The sequence below is a fragment of the Actinacidiphila sp. bgisy144 genome, from assembly GCF_057708105.1.
Genome location: NZ_JBYIRM010000009.1, coordinates 13,722 through 30,368, shown reverse-complemented (window position 1 = coordinate 30,368; position 16,647 = coordinate 13,722). Strand labels below are relative to the sequence as shown.

The 16,647-nt window shown below is 73.2% G+C and carries 17 protein-coding genes; 11 read left to right on the top strand and 6 right to left on the bottom strand.

Annotated elements, in window-relative coordinates; genetic code table 11:
- Nucleotides 1-12 precede the first annotated feature (12 nt).
- Nucleotides 13-408 (bottom strand): DUF3099 domain-containing protein, encoded by a 396-nt coding sequence (locus AC3EVP_RS13035; protein ID WP_435129496.1) that lies wholly within the window; start codon nt 406-408, stop codon nt 13-15.
- 245 nt (nt 409-653) lie between these two features.
- Between AC3EVP_RS13035 and AC3EVP_RS13030 the strand changes: the two genes are divergently transcribed.
- On the top strand, nt 654-935 hold the full coding sequence (locus AC3EVP_RS13030) for a GlsB/YeaQ/YmgE family stress response membrane protein (RefSeq protein WP_335973188.1): 282 nt from the start codon (nt 654-656) through the stop codon (nt 933-935).
- Between the two features lie 8 nt (nt 936-943).
- Here the strand turns inward: AC3EVP_RS13030 and AC3EVP_RS13025 are convergent, their stop codons facing one another.
- The 3 genes from AC3EVP_RS13025 to AC3EVP_RS13015 are packed head-to-tail and all read right to left on the bottom strand — an operon-like array spanning nt 944 to nt 4,499.
- On the bottom strand, nt 944-1,516 hold the full coding sequence (locus AC3EVP_RS13025; protein ID WP_435129493.1) for an RNA 2'-phosphotransferase: 573 nt from the start codon (nt 1,514-1,516) through the stop codon (nt 944-946).
- A gap of 59 nt (nt 1,517-1,575) precedes the next feature.
- Entirely contained in the window at nt 1,576-2,982 is a 1,407-nt protein-coding gene (locus tag AC3EVP_RS13020; RefSeq protein WP_435129490.1) for a metallopeptidase TldD-related protein, read from the bottom strand.
- Entirely contained in the window at nt 2,979-4,499 is a 1,521-nt protein-coding gene (locus tag AC3EVP_RS13015; RefSeq protein ID WP_435129487.1) for a TldD/PmbA family protein, read from the bottom strand. Before AC3EVP_RS13015 ends, AC3EVP_RS13020 begins: the two co-directional genes overlap by 4 nt.
- 596 nt (nt 4,500-5,095) lie before the next feature.
- Here AC3EVP_RS13015 and AC3EVP_RS13010 point away from each other — a divergent pair.
- The 5 genes from AC3EVP_RS13010 (at nt 5,096) to fabI (ending at nt 8,945) form a co-directional block, all read left to right on the top strand.
- Nucleotides 5,096-5,509, top strand: a complete 414-nt coding sequence (locus tag AC3EVP_RS13010) for a globin domain-containing protein (protein WP_335973173.1) — start codon at nt 5,096-5,098, stop codon at nt 5,507-5,509.
- 90 nt (nt 5,510-5,599) lie between these two features.
- A complete protein-coding gene (locus AC3EVP_RS13005; RefSeq protein ID WP_335973168.1) occupies nt 5,600-6,706 on the top strand; it encodes a globin domain-containing protein in 1,107 nt (368 codons plus the stop codon).
- A 49-nt stretch (nt 6,707-6,755) separates the two neighbouring features.
- Entirely contained in the window at nt 6,756-7,271 is a 516-nt protein-coding gene (locus AC3EVP_RS13000) for a DivIVA domain-containing protein (RefSeq protein WP_335973166.1), read from the top strand.
- A gap of 160 nt (nt 7,272-7,431) precedes the next feature.
- Complete coding sequence (gene fabG / locus AC3EVP_RS12995; protein WP_435129482.1) at nt 7,432-8,151, top strand: 3-oxoacyl-[acyl-carrier-protein] reductase; 720 nt, start codon at nt 7,432-7,434, stop codon at nt 8,149-8,151.
- Nucleotides 8,152-8,156: 5 nt separating this feature from the next.
- Entirely contained in the window at nt 8,157-8,945 is a 789-nt protein-coding gene (gene fabI / locus AC3EVP_RS12990) for an enoyl-ACP reductase FabI (protein WP_435129479.1), read from the top strand.
- 55 nt (nt 8,946-9,000) lie between these two features.
- Here the strand turns inward: fabI and AC3EVP_RS12985 are convergent, their stop codons facing one another.
- Nucleotides 9,001-9,684 carry a FadR/GntR family transcriptional regulator gene (locus tag AC3EVP_RS12985; RefSeq protein ID WP_335973155.1) on the bottom strand — a complete coding sequence of 228 codons (684 nt, stop codon included), beginning with the start codon at nt 9,682-9,684 and terminating at the stop codon, nt 9,001-9,003.
- A 22-nt stretch (nt 9,685-9,706) separates the two neighbouring features.
- Here AC3EVP_RS12985 and AC3EVP_RS12980 point away from each other — a divergent pair, with 22 nt between their 5' ends.
- From AC3EVP_RS12980 to AC3EVP_RS12965, 4 genes are all read left to right on the top strand, one after another.
- Complete coding sequence (locus AC3EVP_RS12980) at nt 9,707-11,077, top strand: CynX/NimT family MFS transporter (protein WP_435129476.1); 1,371 nt, start codon at nt 9,707-9,709, stop codon at nt 11,075-11,077.
- A gap of 43 nt (nt 11,078-11,120) precedes the next feature.
- Nucleotides 11,121-11,243 (top strand): SGM_5486 family transporter-associated protein, encoded by a 123-nt coding sequence (locus AC3EVP_RS12975; RefSeq protein WP_262413603.1) that lies wholly within the window; start codon nt 11,121-11,123, stop codon nt 11,241-11,243.
- Nucleotides 11,244-11,471: 228 nt separating this feature from the next.
- A complete protein-coding gene (locus AC3EVP_RS12970) occupies nt 11,472-11,732 on the top strand; it encodes a hypothetical protein (protein ID WP_335973149.1) in 261 nt (86 codons plus the stop codon).
- 121 nt (nt 11,733-11,853) lie between these two features.
- The gene (locus AC3EVP_RS12965; protein WP_335973147.1) at nt 11,854-12,375 is read left to right on the top strand and encodes a SixA phosphatase family protein; all 522 of its coding nucleotides are present in this window, start codon (nt 11,854-11,856) and stop codon (nt 12,373-12,375) included.
- Nucleotides 12,376-12,426: 51 nt separating this feature from the next.
- Here the strand turns inward: AC3EVP_RS12965 and serB are convergent, their stop codons facing one another.
- A complete protein-coding gene (gene serB, locus AC3EVP_RS12960; protein ID WP_435129471.1) occupies nt 12,427-13,695 on the bottom strand; it encodes a phosphoserine phosphatase SerB in 1,269 nt (422 codons plus the stop codon).
- 299 nt (nt 13,696-13,994) lie between these two features.
- Here serB and AC3EVP_RS12955 point away from each other — a divergent pair, with 299 nt between their 5' ends.
- A complete protein-coding gene (locus AC3EVP_RS12955) occupies nt 13,995-16,631 on the top strand; it encodes an FHA domain-containing protein (protein ID WP_435129468.1) in 2,637 nt (878 codons plus the stop codon).
- Nucleotides 16,632-16,647: the final 16 nt, after the last annotated feature.

The following is a 16,647-nucleotide window of genomic DNA, read 5'->3' as shown; positions in this document are numbered from 1 at the left end:
GAAAGGGCGCGGTCAGTCCGCGTCCGGCTGCTTTCCGAACGCGTCTCCGCCCGTGTCCCCGCCCGTGTCCCCGGGCCGGGCCGGGGCGGCCTCCGCGCCCGGCACCACCTCCGACGGCTCCAGGGCCGGCCGGGACAGCGGCGGCACATAGGACGACGGCAGGTCCGGCGCGTTCTCCCGCCCGCCGTTGGCGAAGACCACGGCCACGTACGGCAGCAGCAGGCCCACGACGAGCGTCGCCCACGCCAGCGGCCGTTCGACGTTCCACAGCACCACCGTCAGGACCACCGAGACGGTGCGGATCGACATCGAGATGATGTAGCGCCGCTGGCGCCCGCGTACGTCGTCGGTGAGCCCGGCCCGTGCCCCGGTGATCCGGAAGACCTCAGGACCGCCCTGCTTCCCCATCCCGCTCCACCGCCTGCTCCACGCACCGGGCCGTGCCGATCACGGGTCACGACACCTGCTCACCGGTGGCACCACGGTACGCCGCCGGGGCGCCGCACAGCAGAGCGGGGCGGCCTGCCGCGTGCCGTGCCGCTGCCGCGCCGCACGCGGTAGGGCGCTGCCCGACATGCGGCGTAGGCCGTCCGGGCGGACACTGGCGGGACATCTGCCGGGCGCACGCGGCCCGGCCGGAGGAGGCGAGCGGCATGGGTTGGTTGTGGGCGATCATCGTCGGCCTGGTGCTCGGTCTGATCGCCAAAGCGATCATCCCCGGCAAGCAGAGCCTGCCGCTGTGGCTCACCGTGATCTGCGGTATCGGCGGCAGCGCGCTCGGCAACGGCGTGTCCCGGTGGCTCGGCGTCCGCCACACCAGCGGCTTCGACTGGACCCGGCACCTGCTGCAACTCGTCGGCGCCATCGTGCTGGTGGCGATCGGCGACGCCCTGTGGGCCGGGCGCAGGCGCCGCCGCGACGCGGCGCGGAGGTGACCGCCGGCTCAGCGGCGGCCCGGCCCGCCCTGCGGCGCCTGCCGCAGCCACCGCGGCGGCACCGCGTCGGTGAGCCACACCCCGTTGTCGCTGACCCGGAAGGCCTGCCCGGCGGCCGCCATCCCCGCCGCGTCCACCACCAGCACCACCGGGCGGCCGTGCCGGGCGCCCACCCGTAGCGCCGTCCCGGGGTCCGCGGACAGGTGCACGTCCTGCCGGGACATCGGCCGCAGGCCCTCCTGCCGGATCAGCGGCCACGCCGCGGCCGCGGTGCCGTGGTAGAGCACGTCCGGGGGAGCGGTGGCGGGCAGGCCCAGCTCCACCGGCACCGAGTGGCCCTGGCTGGCGCGTATCCGGCGGCCGTCCGGGGAGTAGGCGAACCGGCGCTTGCTGTTCGTGGCGACCACGTGGTCCAGGTCCGCGCGCGAGATGCGGCGGCCGTGGGCGGCGCACGCGGCGAGCAGTTCGCCGACCCCCACCCAGCCGGCCTCGTCGAGGGTGACGCCCACGGCCTGCGGGTCGTGCCGCAGCACCAGCGACAGGAACTTCGACACCTTGACCGTCTGCTTCTCGTCGAGCATGGTCCCTCCCCTGTTCCGGCCGTCGCCTCGGCCCGCGCCTGTTCCGCCGGCCCGGCCGCTCAGACGCCCTGGCTGACCGAACTCATGTTGAAGTCGGGAATCCGCAGCGCCGGGGTGGCGGCACGGGTGAAGTAGTCGCCCCACTCGCGGGGCAGGGTGCGCTCGGTGCGGCCCGCCTCGGTGGCGCGGCCCAGCAGGTCGACCGGCGACTCGTTGAACCGGAAGTTGTTCACCTCGCCGGTCACCTCGCCGCCCTCCACCAGGTACACCCCGTCCCGGGTCAGGCCGGTCAGCAGCAGCGTCGCCGGGTCCACCTCGCGGATGTACCACAGGCAGGTCAGCAGCAGGCCGCGTTCGGTGCCGGCCACCATCTCCTCCAGGGAGCGGGTGCCGCCGCCGTCCAGCACCAGGTTGTCCACCATCGGCGCCAGCGGCACCCTGGTCAGCTCCGCGGTGTGCCGGCTGGTGAGCAGCTGGTTGAGGGTGCCCTCGCGCACCCACTCCACCGGGCCGAGCGGCAGCCCGTTGTCGAAGACCGACGAGTCGTCGTCCGAGGCGTGCGCGATGACGAACGGCGCCGCCTCCAGGCCCGGTTCGGCCGGGTCGCTGCGCAGCGTCAGGGGCAGCGCGGCGACCTTGTCGCCGATCCGGGTGCCGCCGCCGGGGCGGGAGAAGACCGTACGGCCCTCGGCCGCGTCGCGGGCCCCGGACGACCAGAGCTGGTAGATCAACAGGTCCGCGACCGCGGTGGGCGGCAGCAGCGTCTCGTAGCGCCCCGCGGGCAGTTCGACCTTGCGCTCCGCCCAGGCCAGCCGCCGGGCCAGCTCGGCGTCCAGCGCCAGCGGGTCGACATCCCCGAAGTCACGGGTGGCGCGGCCGGCCCACGCCGAACGGGTCCGGTCCGGGGACTTCGCGTTCACCTCGAGGGTGCCGGAGGGCTGGTCGTGCCGCAGCCGCAGCCCGGTGGAGCTGCCCAGGTAGGTGGACGTCACGTAGTGGTGGGCGAAGCCGTACAGCTCCCGGCCGCCGGCCGCGGCGGCGCCGAACGCCTCGCCGAGCGCGGGCGCGAACGCCGCGAACACCTCGGAGGAGGTCTCCGCGGGCGGCGCGGTGAAGTCCGCCGACGGGGCGCGGCCGGGCACCAGCGGCCGGGCGTCCTCCGCGGGCCCCGCCGCCCGCGCCGCCGCCTCCGCGGCCCGTACCAGCGGCTCCAGCTCGTCGGCGGTCACCGCGCTGCGCGAGACCGTGCCGGAGGCGGTGCCCTCGGCGCCGTCGACCGTGGCGATCACCGTGAGGGTGCGGCCGCGGGTCACGCCGTTGGTGGTCAGGGAGTTGGCCGCCCAGCGCAGGTTGGCGCTGGACTGCTCGTCGGCGATCACCACGCAGCCGTCGGCCCGGGACAGCTCCAGGGCGCGCTCCACGATCTCGTGCGGCGTGGTCGCCGCGCTGCTGACGCTGCCGCTCATCGGCCGGCCTCCTGCGTGGTGTTGAGAATGCTGACGCCCTCGAAGAGGGCCGACGGGCAGCCGTGGCTGACCGCCGCGACCTGGCCCGGCTGGGCCTTGCCGCAGTTGAAGGCGCCGCCGAGCACATAGGTCTGCGGGCCGCCGACCGCGGCCATGGAGCCCCAGAAGTCGGTGGTGGTGGCCTGGTAGGCGACGTCCTTGAGCTGCCCGGCGAGCCTGCCGTGCTCGATCAGGAAGAAGCGCTGCCCGGTGAACTGGAAGTTGTAGCGCTGCATGTCGATGGACCAGGAGCGGTCGCCGACCACGTAGATCCCGCGGTCGACGGAGCCGATCAGCTCCTCGGTGGACGGGCCGCCGGGTGCCGGCTGGAGCGACACGTTCGCCATGCGCTGCACCGGGACATGGCCGGGGGAGTCCGCGAAGGCGCAGCCGTTGGACCGCTCGAAGCCGGTGAGCTTCGCGATCCGCCGGTCGAGCTGGTAGCCGACCAGGACGCCGTCGCGCACCAGGTCCCAGGACTGGGCGGCCACGCCCTCGTCGTCGAACCCGACGGTGGCCAGGCCGTGTTCGGCGGTGCGGTCCCCGGTGACGTTCATGTGCGCGGAGCCGTACTTCAGGGTGCCGAGCTGGTCGAAGGTGGCGAAGGAGGTGCCCGCGTACGCCGCTTCGTAGCCGAGCGCGCGGTCCAGTTCGGTGGCGTGGCCGACCGACTCGTGGATGGTCAGCCACAGGTTCGACGGGTCGACCACCAGGTCGTAGCGGCCGGCGCGCACCGAGGGGGCGCGCATCTTCTCGGCCAGCAGCTCCGGCAGCGCCGCCAGTTCGCCGGACCAGTCCCAGGTGCCGCCGGTCAGGTACTCCCAGCCGCGGCCGGCCGGCGGGGCCAGGGTGCGCATCGAGTCGAAGTCGCCGCCCGGGTCGACGGAGACCGCCGTCAGCGTCGGATGCAGCCGGACCCGCTGCTGGATCGTGCTGGTGCCGGCGGTGTCGGCGTAGAACTTGTTCTCCTGGACGGTCATCAGCGACGCGTCCACATGGGAGACGCCGTCCGCGGCCAGCAGCCCCGCACTCCACTGTGCGAGCAGCCCGGTCTTCTCCTCGTCGGGCACGTCGAAGGGGTTGACCTCATAGGACGACACCCAGGTGCGGTCCGCGTGCACCGGCTCGGCGGCCAGTTCGACCCGCTCGGGCGAGCCGGCGGCCGCGATCACCCTCGCCGACAGCTTCGCCATCGCGACGGCCTGCGTGGCGACCTTCGCCGCGCCGTCCATCGTCAGGTCGACGCCGGCGGCGAAGCCCCACGCCCCGCCGTGCACCACGCGGACGGCGTACCCCAGGTCCGTGACGTCCGAGGAGCCGGCCGGGCGGGCGTCCCGCAGCCGCCACGCCGCGCTGCGCACCCGCTCCAGCCGGAAGTCCGCGTGCTCGGCCCCCAGCGCACGCGCTCTGGCCAGCGCGGCATCGGCCAGCGCGCGCAACGGCAACGCCACGAACGACCCATCCACCTCATGCGGCACGACGACTTCCCTTCCTTCGCGTGCCCGCAGTGAACCACGCCCCGCCCGCCGCACGCGCCGGATTCGCCCACACCACGGCCGCGCCGCCGACCGGCCCGCCCGCAACTCCCGGCGGCGGCACGTGAGAAGGGGTGTCGCGGCAAAACCGCGGATGTTCGTGACCCGGGCGCGGATGATCGGGTTCCGGAATAACGTCGCGGGCATCACGAGAGCGCGCGGAATCCGCAATGCCGTAAAACCGCCGCGGCCGTCCGGGATTTGCCGGCCGCTTTCCGGTCAGGCGCCGCGCGGATGCTTCGGGCCGGAGACTTCCACATGCCGGGACGCCTTCACAAGTTCGGGCCGCCGGTACTCCTCTCGCGCACCTGCCGCGGCGTCAGGAAGGGCGGAAAGCGGCCTGTGTCCTGGCAGTTCAGAGGACTGCGGTCCCATATGCGCGGAATCCACCCATGGATGGGCTGATTGCGGGCGATGTCCGTCAGGGGAGAGGGTCCGTCGAGATATCCGACATCAAGATGCGGATTTTCTGAGATGGTTCCGGCACACTCCCGACCCAACTTGTTCGATTCACGGGCGCCTCGCTAGAGTCGGCCGCCATGACCGTAGACACTTCGCTGATCCGCAGCAGTTTCAAGGTTGTCGAGCCGAACGGCACGCAGGTGACCGCATATTTCTACGACCACCTGTTCACCCATCACCCCGAGGTGCGCCCGCTGTTCGCGCCGCACATCGACGAGCAGCGCGACCGCCTCTGGGCGGCACTGGGCGCGCTGGTCTCCAACATCGACAACCCCGAGACGCTGACCGGCATGCTGCAGAACCTCGGGCGGCGCCACGTGGGCTACGGCGCGCTGCCCGAGCACTACCCGGCGGTGGGGGCCAGCCTCATAGCCACCCTGCAGCACTTCGCGGGCGACGCGTGGACGCCCGCCATGGAGGAGTCCTGGGCCGGGGTCTACGGCGTGATCACCGACACCATGCTCGCGGCCGGCGATGCGGTCGCCCGCTGACGGAGCCGTCGGCGGTCCGCCGCGGCGGACCGCCGGTCACCCCCCAACTGTCCGGAGGTCTCGGATGATGTCAGCCGCCGGTGGCCGCCCGTGAGCGACACCCAGGCGCTGCGGGACTCCTTCGCCCTGGTCGGCAAGTCCGGGGACGAGGTACCGCGGTACTTCTACTCCTACCTGTTCCTCATCGCGCCGGAGGTCCGGCCGATGTTCCCGGTCTCCATGGGCCTCCAGCGCGACCGCCTCGTCGCGGCCCTGGGCCGGATCGTCGCCGATGTCGACGACCCCGAGCGGCTGGTGCCGTTCCTCCAGCAACTCGGCCGCGACCACCGCAAGTTCCAGGTGGTGGCCGAGCACTACGACGCGGTCGGCCGGGCGCTGCTGGCCACCCTCGGCTACTTCCTGGGCGAGGCGTGGACCCCGGAGCTCCAGCGCGGCTGGACCGAGGCGTACGGCGTGGTGGCCCGCACCATGTTCCAGGCCGCCGAGACCGACGCCGCGGTCAACCCGCCCTGGTGGAACGCCGAAGTGGTGCGGCGCGAGCAGCGCGGCTTCGACCTCGCCGTCCTCACCCTGCGCCTGGACCAGCCGATGGCCTACGCCGCCGGGCAGTCCGTGATGGTGGAGACCCCGGTGCTGCCGAGCACCTGGCGCTCCTTCACCCCGGCCAACGCCGTACGCGCCGACGGCACCATCGAACTGCACGTGCGCTCCATCGACGGCGGCCTGGTCAGTCCCGCCATGGTCTACTCGCTGCGGCAGGGCGACGTGCTGCGGCTGGGCGCCCCGGTCGGCGACCGGCTGGGTCTGCGGCGCTCCCAGGGCCGGGACCTGGTGCTGGTGGCCGGCGGCACCGGCCTGGCGCCGCTGCGCGCCCTGGTCGAGGAGATCGCCTGGTACGGCCCGGCCCGCCGGGTGGACCTGTTCTTCGGGGCCCGCGACGTCCACGGCCTGTACGACATGCCCGCGCTGCGGCAGATGGCCGAGGCCCACCCGTGGTTCCGCGTCACCCCGCTGACCGGTGTGGACTTCGGCACCTTCGAGAACCGCAGCCTGGCCGGCCCGGTCCTGCGCTCGGGCACCTGCCCCGGGCGCTCGGTGTACGTCTGCGGCTCGCCGTCCATGGTCACCGCGACCGTGCGCGACCTGGCGGCCGGCGGCATCCCCCAGGACCTGCTGCACTACGAAGACGCTCGGTGATCGGAGACACGTGAACGAGCCACGAGCACACCGCCCGGAGGAGCGCCGGGTGACGCCCGAGACGCTGCGCTCGATGACGTTCCCCCGCGCCCCCCTGACCCGCCGCGGCTACAACGAGGAGGCCGTGCACGACGCGTTGCGCCGCTGCGCCGCCGAACTCCTCGCGCTGGCGCAGGAGAACGACCGGCTGCGCACCGACATGCAGCGCCACCGGGACTGGATCAGAGCGAACAACATCGGCGACGGCGCCGGGCCCACCGGGGTGCCGACCGTGGACGCGGTCCTCCAGCAGGCCCGCGCCCAGCAGTCGGCCGAGCAGACCGTGGTCGCCGCCCGCGAGCAGGCCCGCAACATGGTGCGGGCCGCGCGGATACAGGCCGAGGCGGTCCTGGAGCAGCTGCGCGCCCAGGACGGCAGGACGGCCGGCGGCGAACAGGAGGAGACCGAGCGGCTCATCTCCTATCTGCGTCAGATCGCGCAGTCGCTGACCGTCACCGTGGACCAGTACGCCACGAAGCACGCCCAGCCCGACCCGTCGGCGGCCGCCACCCCGCACGACGCCTGACCGGCGGGACGTATCCGCAGGCCCCGGCGCCGCCGGGCACTGTAGGAACCCCACAGGGTCCTCGTGGGCAGGCTGTACGGCCCGATTCCCCGGAACGCGAGCGCTACCGGTAGTTTTCAGGCAGACAGCCGACCCATCGACGCAGGGAAAGAGTGATCCGTTGAGCCGCTCGGTTCTGGTCACCGGAGGAAACCGGGGCATCGGTCTCGCCATCGCGCGGGTCTTCGTCGACGCGGGCGACAAGGTCGCCATCACGTACCGCTCGGGTGAACCGCCGGCGGAGCTGGTCGAGTCGGGCGCGCTCGCGGTGCGCTGCGACATCACCGACAGCGAGCAGGTGGAGCAGGCGTACAAGGAGATCGAGGAGAAGCACGGCACCGTCGAGGTGCTGGTCGCCAACGCGGGCATCACCCGGGACCAGCTGCTGATGCGGATGTCCGAGGAGGACTTCACCACGGTCCTGGACACCAACCTCACCGGCACCTTCCGCGTCGTCAAGCGGGCCAACCGCGGCATGCTGCGGGCGAAGAAGGGCCGGGTCGTGCTGATCTCGTCCGTCGTGGGCCTGCTGGGCAGCGCCGGACAGGCCAACTACGCCGCGTCCAAGGCCGGACTGGTGGGATTCGCCCGTTCGCTCGCCCGCGAACTGGGCTCGCGCAACCTCACCTTCAACGTCGTCGCGCCCGGCTTCGTGGACACCGACATGACCCGGGCGCTCACCGACGAGCAGCGCTCCGGCATCGTCTCCCAGGTGCCGCTGGGCCGGTACGCGCGACCGGAGGAGATCGCCGCCACGGTGCGCTTCCTCGCCTCCGACGACGCCTCGTACATCACTGGAGCCGTCATCCCGGTTGACGGCGGATTGGGCATGGGTCACTGATCACCATGAGCGGAATCCTCGAAGGCAAGCGCATCCTGATCACCGGCGTGCTGATGGAGTCGTCCATCGCGTTCCACGCGGCCAAGCTGGCGCAGGAGCAGGGCGCCGAGATCATCCTCACCGCCTTCCCCCGGCCCACCCTGACCGCCCGTGTCGCCAAGAAGCTGCCGAAGCCGACGAAGGTCATCGAGCTGGACGTGACCAACGCCGAGCACCTGACCGGCCTGGAGGAGGTCGTCCGCAAGGAGCTGGGCGGCCTCGACGGGATCGTGCACTCCATCGGCTTCGCCCCGCAGGACGCGCTCGGCGGCAACTTCCTCGACACGCCCTTCGAGTCGGTGTCCACGGCGATGCACGTCTCGGCGTTCTCGCTGAAGTCCCTCACCATGGCGCTGCTGCCGCTGATGACGGAGGCCGACGGCCCGGACGCGGTGAGCGGCGGCTCGGTGGTCGGCCTGACCTTCGACGCGCAGTTCGCCTGGAAGCAGTACGACTGGATGGGCCCGGCGAAGGCCGCGCTGGAGTCGACGTCCCGCTACCTCGCCCGCTACCTCGGCGAGCGGAACGTGCGCTGCAACCTGGTGTCGGCCGGCCCGCTCGGCTCGATGGCCGCCAAGTCGATCCCCGGCTTCAGCGACCTGGCCTCCGCGTGGGACACCCGCTCCCCGCTGGCGTGGGACCTCACCGACCCGGAGCCGGCCGGCCGCGGCGTCGTGGCGCTGCTGTCGGACTGGTTCCCCAAGACCACCGGCGAGATCATCCACGTGGACGGCGGCCTGCACGCGGTCGGTTGATCCGGCCCACAGGTCCTGGACGGCCTTCCTGCCCTCGCGGGCAGGGAGGCCGTCGTCATACCCGGAAGGCGCCGAACCGGCAGGAGAAGGCGTGGTTGCGGGCCTCGGCGGCCGCGGCGGCGGCGTCGCCGGCGCGGATCGCGGCCAGCAGCCGCGCGTGGTCGACGTAGTCCTCGGGGCGCACCTGCGGGCCGACGTCCGCCCGCAGGAAGTCGCGCAGCACCTCGCCGAGGTCGGCGTACAGCGCGGTGAAGACGTCGTTGTGCGAGGCGGCCACCACCGCCAGGTGCCAGGTGGCGTCGGCCTGGACGAAGTCCTCGGCGCCGCCGGAGTCCCAGGCGCGCTCGCGCCGCTCGGTCAGCGCGTCCAGCCGCCGCAGGTCCGCCTCGGTGCGGCGCTCGGCGGCCAGCCCTGCCGCGCTCGCCTCCAGGGAGCTGCGCAGTTCGGCGACGTGCAGCGGGTCGGCGTCGGCGAAGCGACGGTGCATCACCCCGGCCAGTTCGCTGGTCGCGACGACGTAGGTGCCCGAGCCCTGCCGGATGTCGAGCAGCCCGTTGTGCGCCAGGGCGCGGACCGCCTCCCGGACGGTGTTGCGGGCCACCCCCAGCTGCGCCACCAGCTCCGGCTCGGTCGGGATACGCGATCCGACCGGCCAGTTCCCGGCGGCGATCTCCGCGCGCAGCCGCGCGATGACCTGGTCGGCGAGGGGAGCGGGGCGGGAGACGGGTCCAAGATTCATCCCATCATTCTATGATGGGTTCATGCGTGATGACGAATCCCTGGCCCTCGACCCCGCCGCGGCCGCACCGTCGGGTGCCGTCGCCCCCGCGGACGCCCCCCGAGCCGGCCCCGGCGCCGACCCCGGCCCGCCCCTGCCCGCGCGGTGGATACGCCGCCTCGTCGTCGTGGCCCTGATCCTCGCCGCGCTCAACCTGCGCCCGGCCATCACCAGCCTCGGCGCGCTGCTGAAGGAGGTCCGCGACGGCCTCGGCATGAGCGGCACCATGGCCGGGCTGCTCACCTCGGTACCCGCCGCGTGCTTCGCGCTGTTCGGCTTCGCCGCGCCCCGGCTGGCCCGGCGCTACGGGCCCGGCGCGGTGGTCTGCGCCGGGATGGCCGCCATCACCGCCGGCCTGCTGCTGCGCCCGCTCGCCGGCGGCACGCCGGTCTTCCTGGCCACCAGCGCGCTGGCGCTGGCCGGGATCGCGGTCTCCAACGTGCTGATGCCGGTCATCGTCAAGCGCTACTTCCCCGACCGGGTCGGCACCGTCACCGGCGTCTACTCGATGGCCCTGTCCCTGGGCACCTCGGTCGCCGCGGCCGTCACGGTGCCGCTCACCGACGCGATGGGCGGCAGTTGGCGGCTGGGCCTGGGCATGTGGGCCGCGCTCGCCGCGCTCGCGATCCTGCCCTGGCTGCCGCTGGTCCGGGACCGGTCCGGGCAGCAGCCGCCGCGCCCCCGGGCCGTACGCGGCGCGGCCGCCACCCCCGTAACGGCGCCCGCCCCCGCCGCCGGGTCCGCGTCCACGCCCGCCCCCGCCCCCGGAGAGCACGGCCGGATCGGCCGCAGCCGCACCGCCCGGGTGCTCGCCGGCTACTTCGGCCTCCAGGGCACCGCCGCCTACGTCACCATGGGCTGGATGCCGCAGATCTTCCGGGACGCCGGGCTGTCCGCGGACAAGGCGGGCCTGCTGCTCGCCGTCACCATGGCGCTGGGCGTGCCGCTGTCGTTCGTGCTGCCGCTGCTCGCCGCCCGCATGCGCTCGCAGGCCCCGATCGTGGTGGTGCTCGCCGCCTTCCAGATCGCCGGGTTCGCCGGGCTGTGGGCCGCGCCCGCCGCGGCGCCCTGGGTGTGGGCGGCGCTGCTCGGCGTCGCCAACTGCGCCTTCCCGCTGGTGCTGACGATGATCGGGATGCGCGCCCGCAGCGGACCGGGCGTCGTACGGCTGTCGGCGTTCGCGCAGAGCAGCGGCTACCTGCTCGCCATCCCCGGGCCGATCCTGGTCGGCACCCTCAACCAGGCGACCGGCGGCTGGGGCCTGCCGATGGCGCTGATGCTCGTCCTGGTGGTGCCCCAGGTGCTGTGCGGGGTGCTGGCCGGGCGGAACCGACACGTCGAGGACGAACTGTGACCCCGCCGCACCGCGCCCGGGGCGCGGTGCCAGACTGGACGCCATGCCGGTACTCGAACCGAATCCGCCGCAGCCGCAACGCCGCCTGCTGATCATCTTCGGCCTCATGATGGGCGTCCCCGCGATCGTCGCGGTGGTCGCCACCATCGCTGCCCGCATGGGCTAGCCCACCCGCCCCCCCGGTCCGTCCTCCCCGGTGGTCCGCGCGGGCGCGGACCACCGACCCCGCGACCCTGACCGCAGGGTAGGGACAACCCCACCTCCCCTAGGGGGTCAGGCTCAGGGTCAAGTGGGTGGACGACCGGATGGGCCGCGCCACCGCGCCGCCGTAGCGTCGAACCGCACCGGGAAGAGCGACCCGGCAGTTCGACGGTCCAGCACGGAGGCGGCCCACGTGACCACGCAGTCCCCGCACCTGTACGAGCGGCAGCCCCGGTCCGCGGTCCGGCCCGGCGCCGGCCGCGGCCCCGGGCGGGAGCCCGCCGCCCAGACCAGGGTGCCCTGGTGGGCGGTGGCGCTGCCCGTGGTGGCGTTCGCCGTGCTGCTGGCCCTGCTCAGCGGCGGCGCCGCGCACGCCTCCTCCGGCGCCGCAGGCAGCGACCTGCTCGCACGCTTCACCACGGCCTTCACCGCCCTGCTGCACCACCTGTGGTGACCTGTTCCGACCTGCTTCCGAGCCCGCGTACGCCCCCGGTCGTGCGCCGGCGCGAAACCCCGGTCCGGGCCAGGTGGCCCAGCCCGCGCCTGACGGCCCGAATTCTGGAAAGCTGAAGGGCATGAGCGCCGATTCGACCCGCACCATCGTCCTGCTCAGGCATGCCAAGGCCGACTGGCCGGCCGTGCCCGACCACGAGCGCCCGCTGGCCGACCGCGGCCGCCTGGACGCGCCCGCGGCCGGCCGCCGCTTCACCGACGACGGCATCGCCCCCGACCTCGCCCTGTGCTCGACGGCCACCCGCACCCGCGAGACCTGGAAACTCGTCGCGCACGAGATGACGCACCGGCCCAGGACCGTCTACGAGGAGCGGCTCTACGACGCCTCCCTCGGCGACCTGCTGGCCCTGGTCGGCGAGACCCCCGACAGCGTCGGCTCGCTCCTGCTGATCGGCCACAACCCGGGCATGCACGCCCTCGCCGAGGCACTGGCCGGCACCTCGGACGGCGACGCCCGCGCCCGGATGCACCGCGCCGGCTTCCCCACCGCGGCCTTCGCCGTCCTGACCTTCACCGGGCCCTGGAAGTCCGCCGAGCACGGCGTGGCCCGCCTCACCGCCTTCTGGGCGCCGCACGAGGAGTGAGGACCCGGGGCCGGCCGTAGAGGCGGCGGCGCGGTACGGCCGGCGGGCGGGTCAGTCCGTGGCCGTGCCGTCCAGCGCGTCGGCCGCCTCGATCTCCTCGCGGGTGATCCCCAGCAGGTAGAGCACGGCGTCCAGGAACGGCACCGTCACCGCCGCGTCGGCCGCCTCCCGGACCAGCGGCTTGGCGTTGAACGCCACGCCCAGGCCCGCGGTGTTGAGCATGTCCAGGTCGTTGGCGCCGTCGCCGATCGCCACCGTCTGGCTCAGCGGCACCCCGGCCAGCGCGGCGAAGGACCGCAGCAGCCGCGCCTTGCCCGCCCGGTCCACTATCGGCCCGGTCACCTTGCCGGTCAGCCGCCCCTCGACGATCTCCAGGGTGTTCGCGGCGGCGAAGTCCAGCCCCAGCCGCTCCTTGAGGTCGTCGGTCACCTGGGTGAAGCCGCCGGAGACCACCCCCACCTGGTAGCCCAGCCGCTTCAGGGTGCGCACCAGGGTGCGGGCGCCGGGCGTCAGCCGCACCTCGGCGCGGACCTTGTCCACCACCGACGCGTCCAGCCCCGCCAGCAGCGCCACCCGCGCGTGCAGCGACTGCTCGAAGTCCAGCTCGCCGCGCATCGCGGCCGCCGTCACCTCGGCGACCTGCGCCTCGCACCCGGCGTGCGCGGCGAACAGCTCGATCACCTCGTCCTGGATGACGGTGGAGTCCACGTCCATCACCACCAGCCGCTGCGCCCGGCGCTGGAGCCCGGAGGACACCACCGCCACGTCCACCCCGCGCGCGGCCGACTCCAGCGCCAGGGCCGAGCGCAGCGCGGTGTGCTCGGCACCCGACACCGCGAACTCCACCGCGGTCACCGGGTACTTCGCCAGCCGGAAGATCCGGTCGATGTTGCCGCCGGTGCCGGTGATCAGGGCTGCTATGGCCGCGATGGACTCCGGTGCCAGCGGCCGCCCGAGCACCGTGACGTGGGAGCGGCCCGCGCCGCGCGGACTGTTGTCGCCGATCCCGGAGATGATCTCGGCCTGCATCTTCATCGACTCGGCCCAGCCGTGCACGGTGACCCGCAGCTCGCTCTCCGCGCCTCGGCCGGCCGGGGCGGTGACCAGCGCGCACAGCACGATCCGGCCGCGGGTGACCACCTGCTCGATGTCCACCACGGCCACGTCGTAGCCGGCCAGCGTCTCGAAGAGACCGGCGGTGAGCCCGGGCCGGTCCCTGCCGAAGATCTTGACCAGGAGGGTCGGCGCGTCGGCCGCGGGGATCATGGGGACGGTCTCGTCCGCGGCGGCAGCCGGTGGGGTCTGCGGGGCGTCGTTCATGGTGCTCCCACCGTATCGGCCGACCGCCCGCGGGGCGCGGGCTGTCCCGGCTGGCGGACACCCGCACAAAACCCGCGGTGCGCGGGCCGCCCTGCCCGGTGCGCCGGGGTGGTACTACTGGTGCCCCCGCGGCGAACCCGCGGCGAACCCGGGGTGCCGCGGCACGGAACCGGGGGTGCGCGACGTGCGTCGTGGGGCGTGGAGGGGGCCCTCGGCAACCGGGCCGAGCCGGAAATATTTCCTCCCGATGTTCGTAATCCCTAGACTGCCCCTCCATGGGGGACTTCGGGGGACAACAAATGGGGCATGGGGTGCCTGAACTCGTACTTGAACTCAACGGACAGACCTGGCCACTGGACCCGTCCCGGTCCTACAGCCTCGGCCGGGACCCGCAGGGCGACCTCGTGCTCGACGACGCGCGAGTCTCCTGGCGGCACGCCACGATCCGCCGCGGGGAGCGCGGCTGGCTGCTGGAGGACCAGGGCAGCACCAACGGCACCTTCGTACAGGGCCAACGGGTCCAGCACACCGACCTCGGCCCGGGGGCGGTGGTCAACCTCGGCAACGCGACCGACGGGCCCCGGCTGAACTTCACCGCGCCGGCGCAGGCGCCGTACCAGGCGCCCCAGCCGGCCGCCGCCTACCAGCAGGCCCCGCCGCAGGCGCACCCGCAGCCGCAGCCGCCGTACCAACCCCCGCCGCAGCAGCCGCAGATGTACGCGGCGCCGCCGCAGGCCGCACCGCAGCAGGGGCAGCCGGGCGCCGGGGGATGGGGCGCGCCGCCCCAGCACGGGGTACCGCAGCAGCACGCGGCGCCGCCGCAGCAGGCCGCCCCGCCGCAGCAGGCTTGGGGCGCCCAGCCCCAGCCGGGGGTGCCGCCGCAGGCCGGGGCGCCGCAGCCGCCGCAGGGCGCACCGGGCGCCGGGATGCGCAGCCCCACCACCTTCCACCAGCTCGCGCTGGGCCGGGTGATGAAGATCGGCCGTGCGCTGGAGAACGAACTGGTCGTCTCCGACCTCCAGGTCTCCCGCTACCACGCGGAGTTCCGCGCGCACCCCGACGGCCGCTACGAGATCGTCGACCTCGGCAGCCACAACGGCACCTATGTCAACGGCCAGCCGGTCCAGCGCCACCTGCTGGGCCCCAACGACATCGTGGGCGTCGGCCACTCCACCTTCCGGCTGGTCGGCGACCGGCTGGAGGAGTTCGTCGACACCGGCGACGTGTCCTTCTCCGCGCGCCGGCTGTCGGTCACGGTGCCGCACGGCAAGACCACGAAGACGATCCTGAAGGACGTCTCCTTCGGGGTGCCGGAGAAGTCGCTGATCGGCGTCATCGGCCCGTCCGGCTCCGGCAAGTCGACGCTGCTGCGCGCGCTGACCGGCTACCGCCCCGCCGACCAGGGCGAGGTGCTGTACGACAACCGCAACCTGTACAAGCAGTTCGCCGAGTTGCGCCAGCGCATCGGCCTGGTCCCGCAGGACGACATCCTGCACAAGGAGCTCCAGGTCAGGACCGCGCTGCGGTACGCCGCCAAGCTCCGCTTCCCCGGCGACACCGCGACCGCGGAGCGCGAGGCGCGGATCGACGAGGTGCTGCGCGAGCTGAAGCTCGACATCCACGCGGACAAGAAGGTCACCTCGCTCTCCGGGGGCCAGCGCAAGCGCGTCTCGGTCGCCCTGGAGCTGCTGACCAAGCCGTCGCTGATCTTCCTGGACGAGCCGACCTCCGGTCTCGACCCGGGCATGGACCGCGACGTGATGAAGCTGCTGCGCGGCCTGGCCGACGACGGCCGCACGGTCCTGGTCGTCACCCACTCGGTGGCCGAACTGGCGCTGTGCGACAAGCTGCTGGTGATGGCGCCGGGCGGCGCGGTGGCGTACTTCGGCCCGCCGGACGAGGCGCTGACGTTCTTCGGCTACGACAACTGGGCCGACGTCTTCTCCGCGTTCGAGAACTACCGCGACTACGACTGGTCCGGCCGCTGGCGCGGTTCGCAGCACTACCAGACGTATGCCGCCCACCTCGACCAGGCAGCCCCGCAGGCCGCGCACTACATCCCGTACCAGGCGGCCAGGCCGCCCAAGCCGCAGGCGTGGGGTTCCCAACTGGGCACCCTGATACGGCGCTACCTGTCGGTGATCCTCTCCGACCGGGGCTTCATCGGGCTGATGGTGATCCTGCCCGCGGTGCTCGGCGTGGTCAGCATCCTGATCCCCGCCGACTACGGACTCGGCTTCGGCAAGCCGCCGTTCCTCCAGAACAAGGACGCGGGCACCATCCTGATGATCCTCGCGGTCGGCGCCTGCTTCGCCGGCTCGGCGAACTCCGTCCGCGAACTGATCAAGGAGCGGGTGATCTACGAACGAGAACGGGCGGTCGGGCTGTCCCGGTCGGCGTACCTGATGTCGAAGGTCATCGTGCTCGGCCTGATCACGGCGCTCCAGGGCGCGATCATCTGCGGCATCGGCTTCGCGCCGCGCAAGATGCCCACCGAGGGCGTCGTCCTGCACAGCCACCCGGGCGTGGAGATGACCGTGGTCATCATCGTCTTCGGCTTCGCCTCGATGATGGTCGGCCTGATCATCTCGGCGCTGGTGAAGACGGCGGAGAAGACCATGCCGCTGCTGGTGATGTTCGCGATCGTGCAGATCGTCTTCACCGGGGTGCTCTTCCAGCTCTACGGCAAGCCCGGGGTGGAGGAGTTGGCCTGGCTGATGCCGGCCCGCTGGGCGGTGGCCGGCACCGGTGCCACGGCGAGCCTCAACACGCTGCTGCCGTGGGACCCGACCCGCAAGACGCACGACGCGCTGTGGCAGCACACCGCGGGTGCCTGGACGCTGGACGTCCTGGTGCTGGTGGTGATGTCCGTGCTGTGCGGCGTCGTCGTCGCCCGGCTGCTGCGCCGGCACGAACCCGAGGTCATGCGGAAGTAGCCGGCGCCGGGCCGGC

Excerpts from the sequence above, each read along its gene's own strand:
- AC3EVP_RS13035 (WP_435129496.1), bottom strand. The coding sequence starts at position 408 with ATGGGGAAGCAGGGCGGTCCTGAGGTCTTCCGGATCACCGGGGCACGG.
- AC3EVP_RS13030 (WP_335973188.1), top strand. The coding sequence starts at position 654 with ATGGGTTGGTTGTGGGCGATCATCGTCGGCCTGGTGCTCGGTCTGATC.
- AC3EVP_RS13025 (WP_435129493.1), bottom strand. The coding sequence starts at position 1,516 with ATGCTCGACGAGAAGCAGACGGTCAAGGTGTCGAAGTTCCTGTCGCTG.
- AC3EVP_RS13020 (WP_435129490.1), bottom strand. The coding sequence starts at position 2,982 with ATGAGCGGCAGCGTCAGCAGCGCGGCGACCACGCCGCACGAGATCGTG.
- AC3EVP_RS13010 (WP_335973173.1), top strand. The coding sequence starts at position 5,096 with ATGACCGTAGACACTTCGCTGATCCGCAGCAGTTTCAAGGTTGTCGAG.
- fabI (WP_435129479.1), top strand. The coding sequence starts at position 8,157 with ATGAGCGGAATCCTCGAAGGCAAGCGCATCCTGATCACCGGCGTGCTG.
- AC3EVP_RS12985 (WP_335973155.1), bottom strand. The coding sequence starts at position 9,684 with ATGAATCTTGGACCCGTCTCCCGCCCCGCTCCCCTCGCCGACCAGGTC.
- AC3EVP_RS12980 (WP_435129476.1), top strand. The coding sequence starts at position 9,707 with ATGCGTGATGACGAATCCCTGGCCCTCGACCCCGCCGCGGCCGCACCG.
- AC3EVP_RS12975 (WP_262413603.1), top strand. The coding sequence starts at position 11,121 with ATGCCGGTACTCGAACCGAATCCGCCGCAGCCGCAACGCCGCCTGCTG.
- AC3EVP_RS12965 (WP_335973147.1), top strand. The coding sequence starts at position 11,854 with ATGAGCGCCGATTCGACCCGCACCATCGTCCTGCTCAGGCATGCCAAG.
- serB (WP_435129471.1), bottom strand. The coding sequence starts at position 13,695 with ATGAACGACGCCCCGCAGACCCCACCGGCTGCCGCCGCGGACGAGACC.
- AC3EVP_RS12955 (WP_435129468.1), top strand. The coding sequence starts at position 13,995 with ATGGGGCATGGGGTGCCTGAACTCGTACTTGAACTCAACGGACAGACC.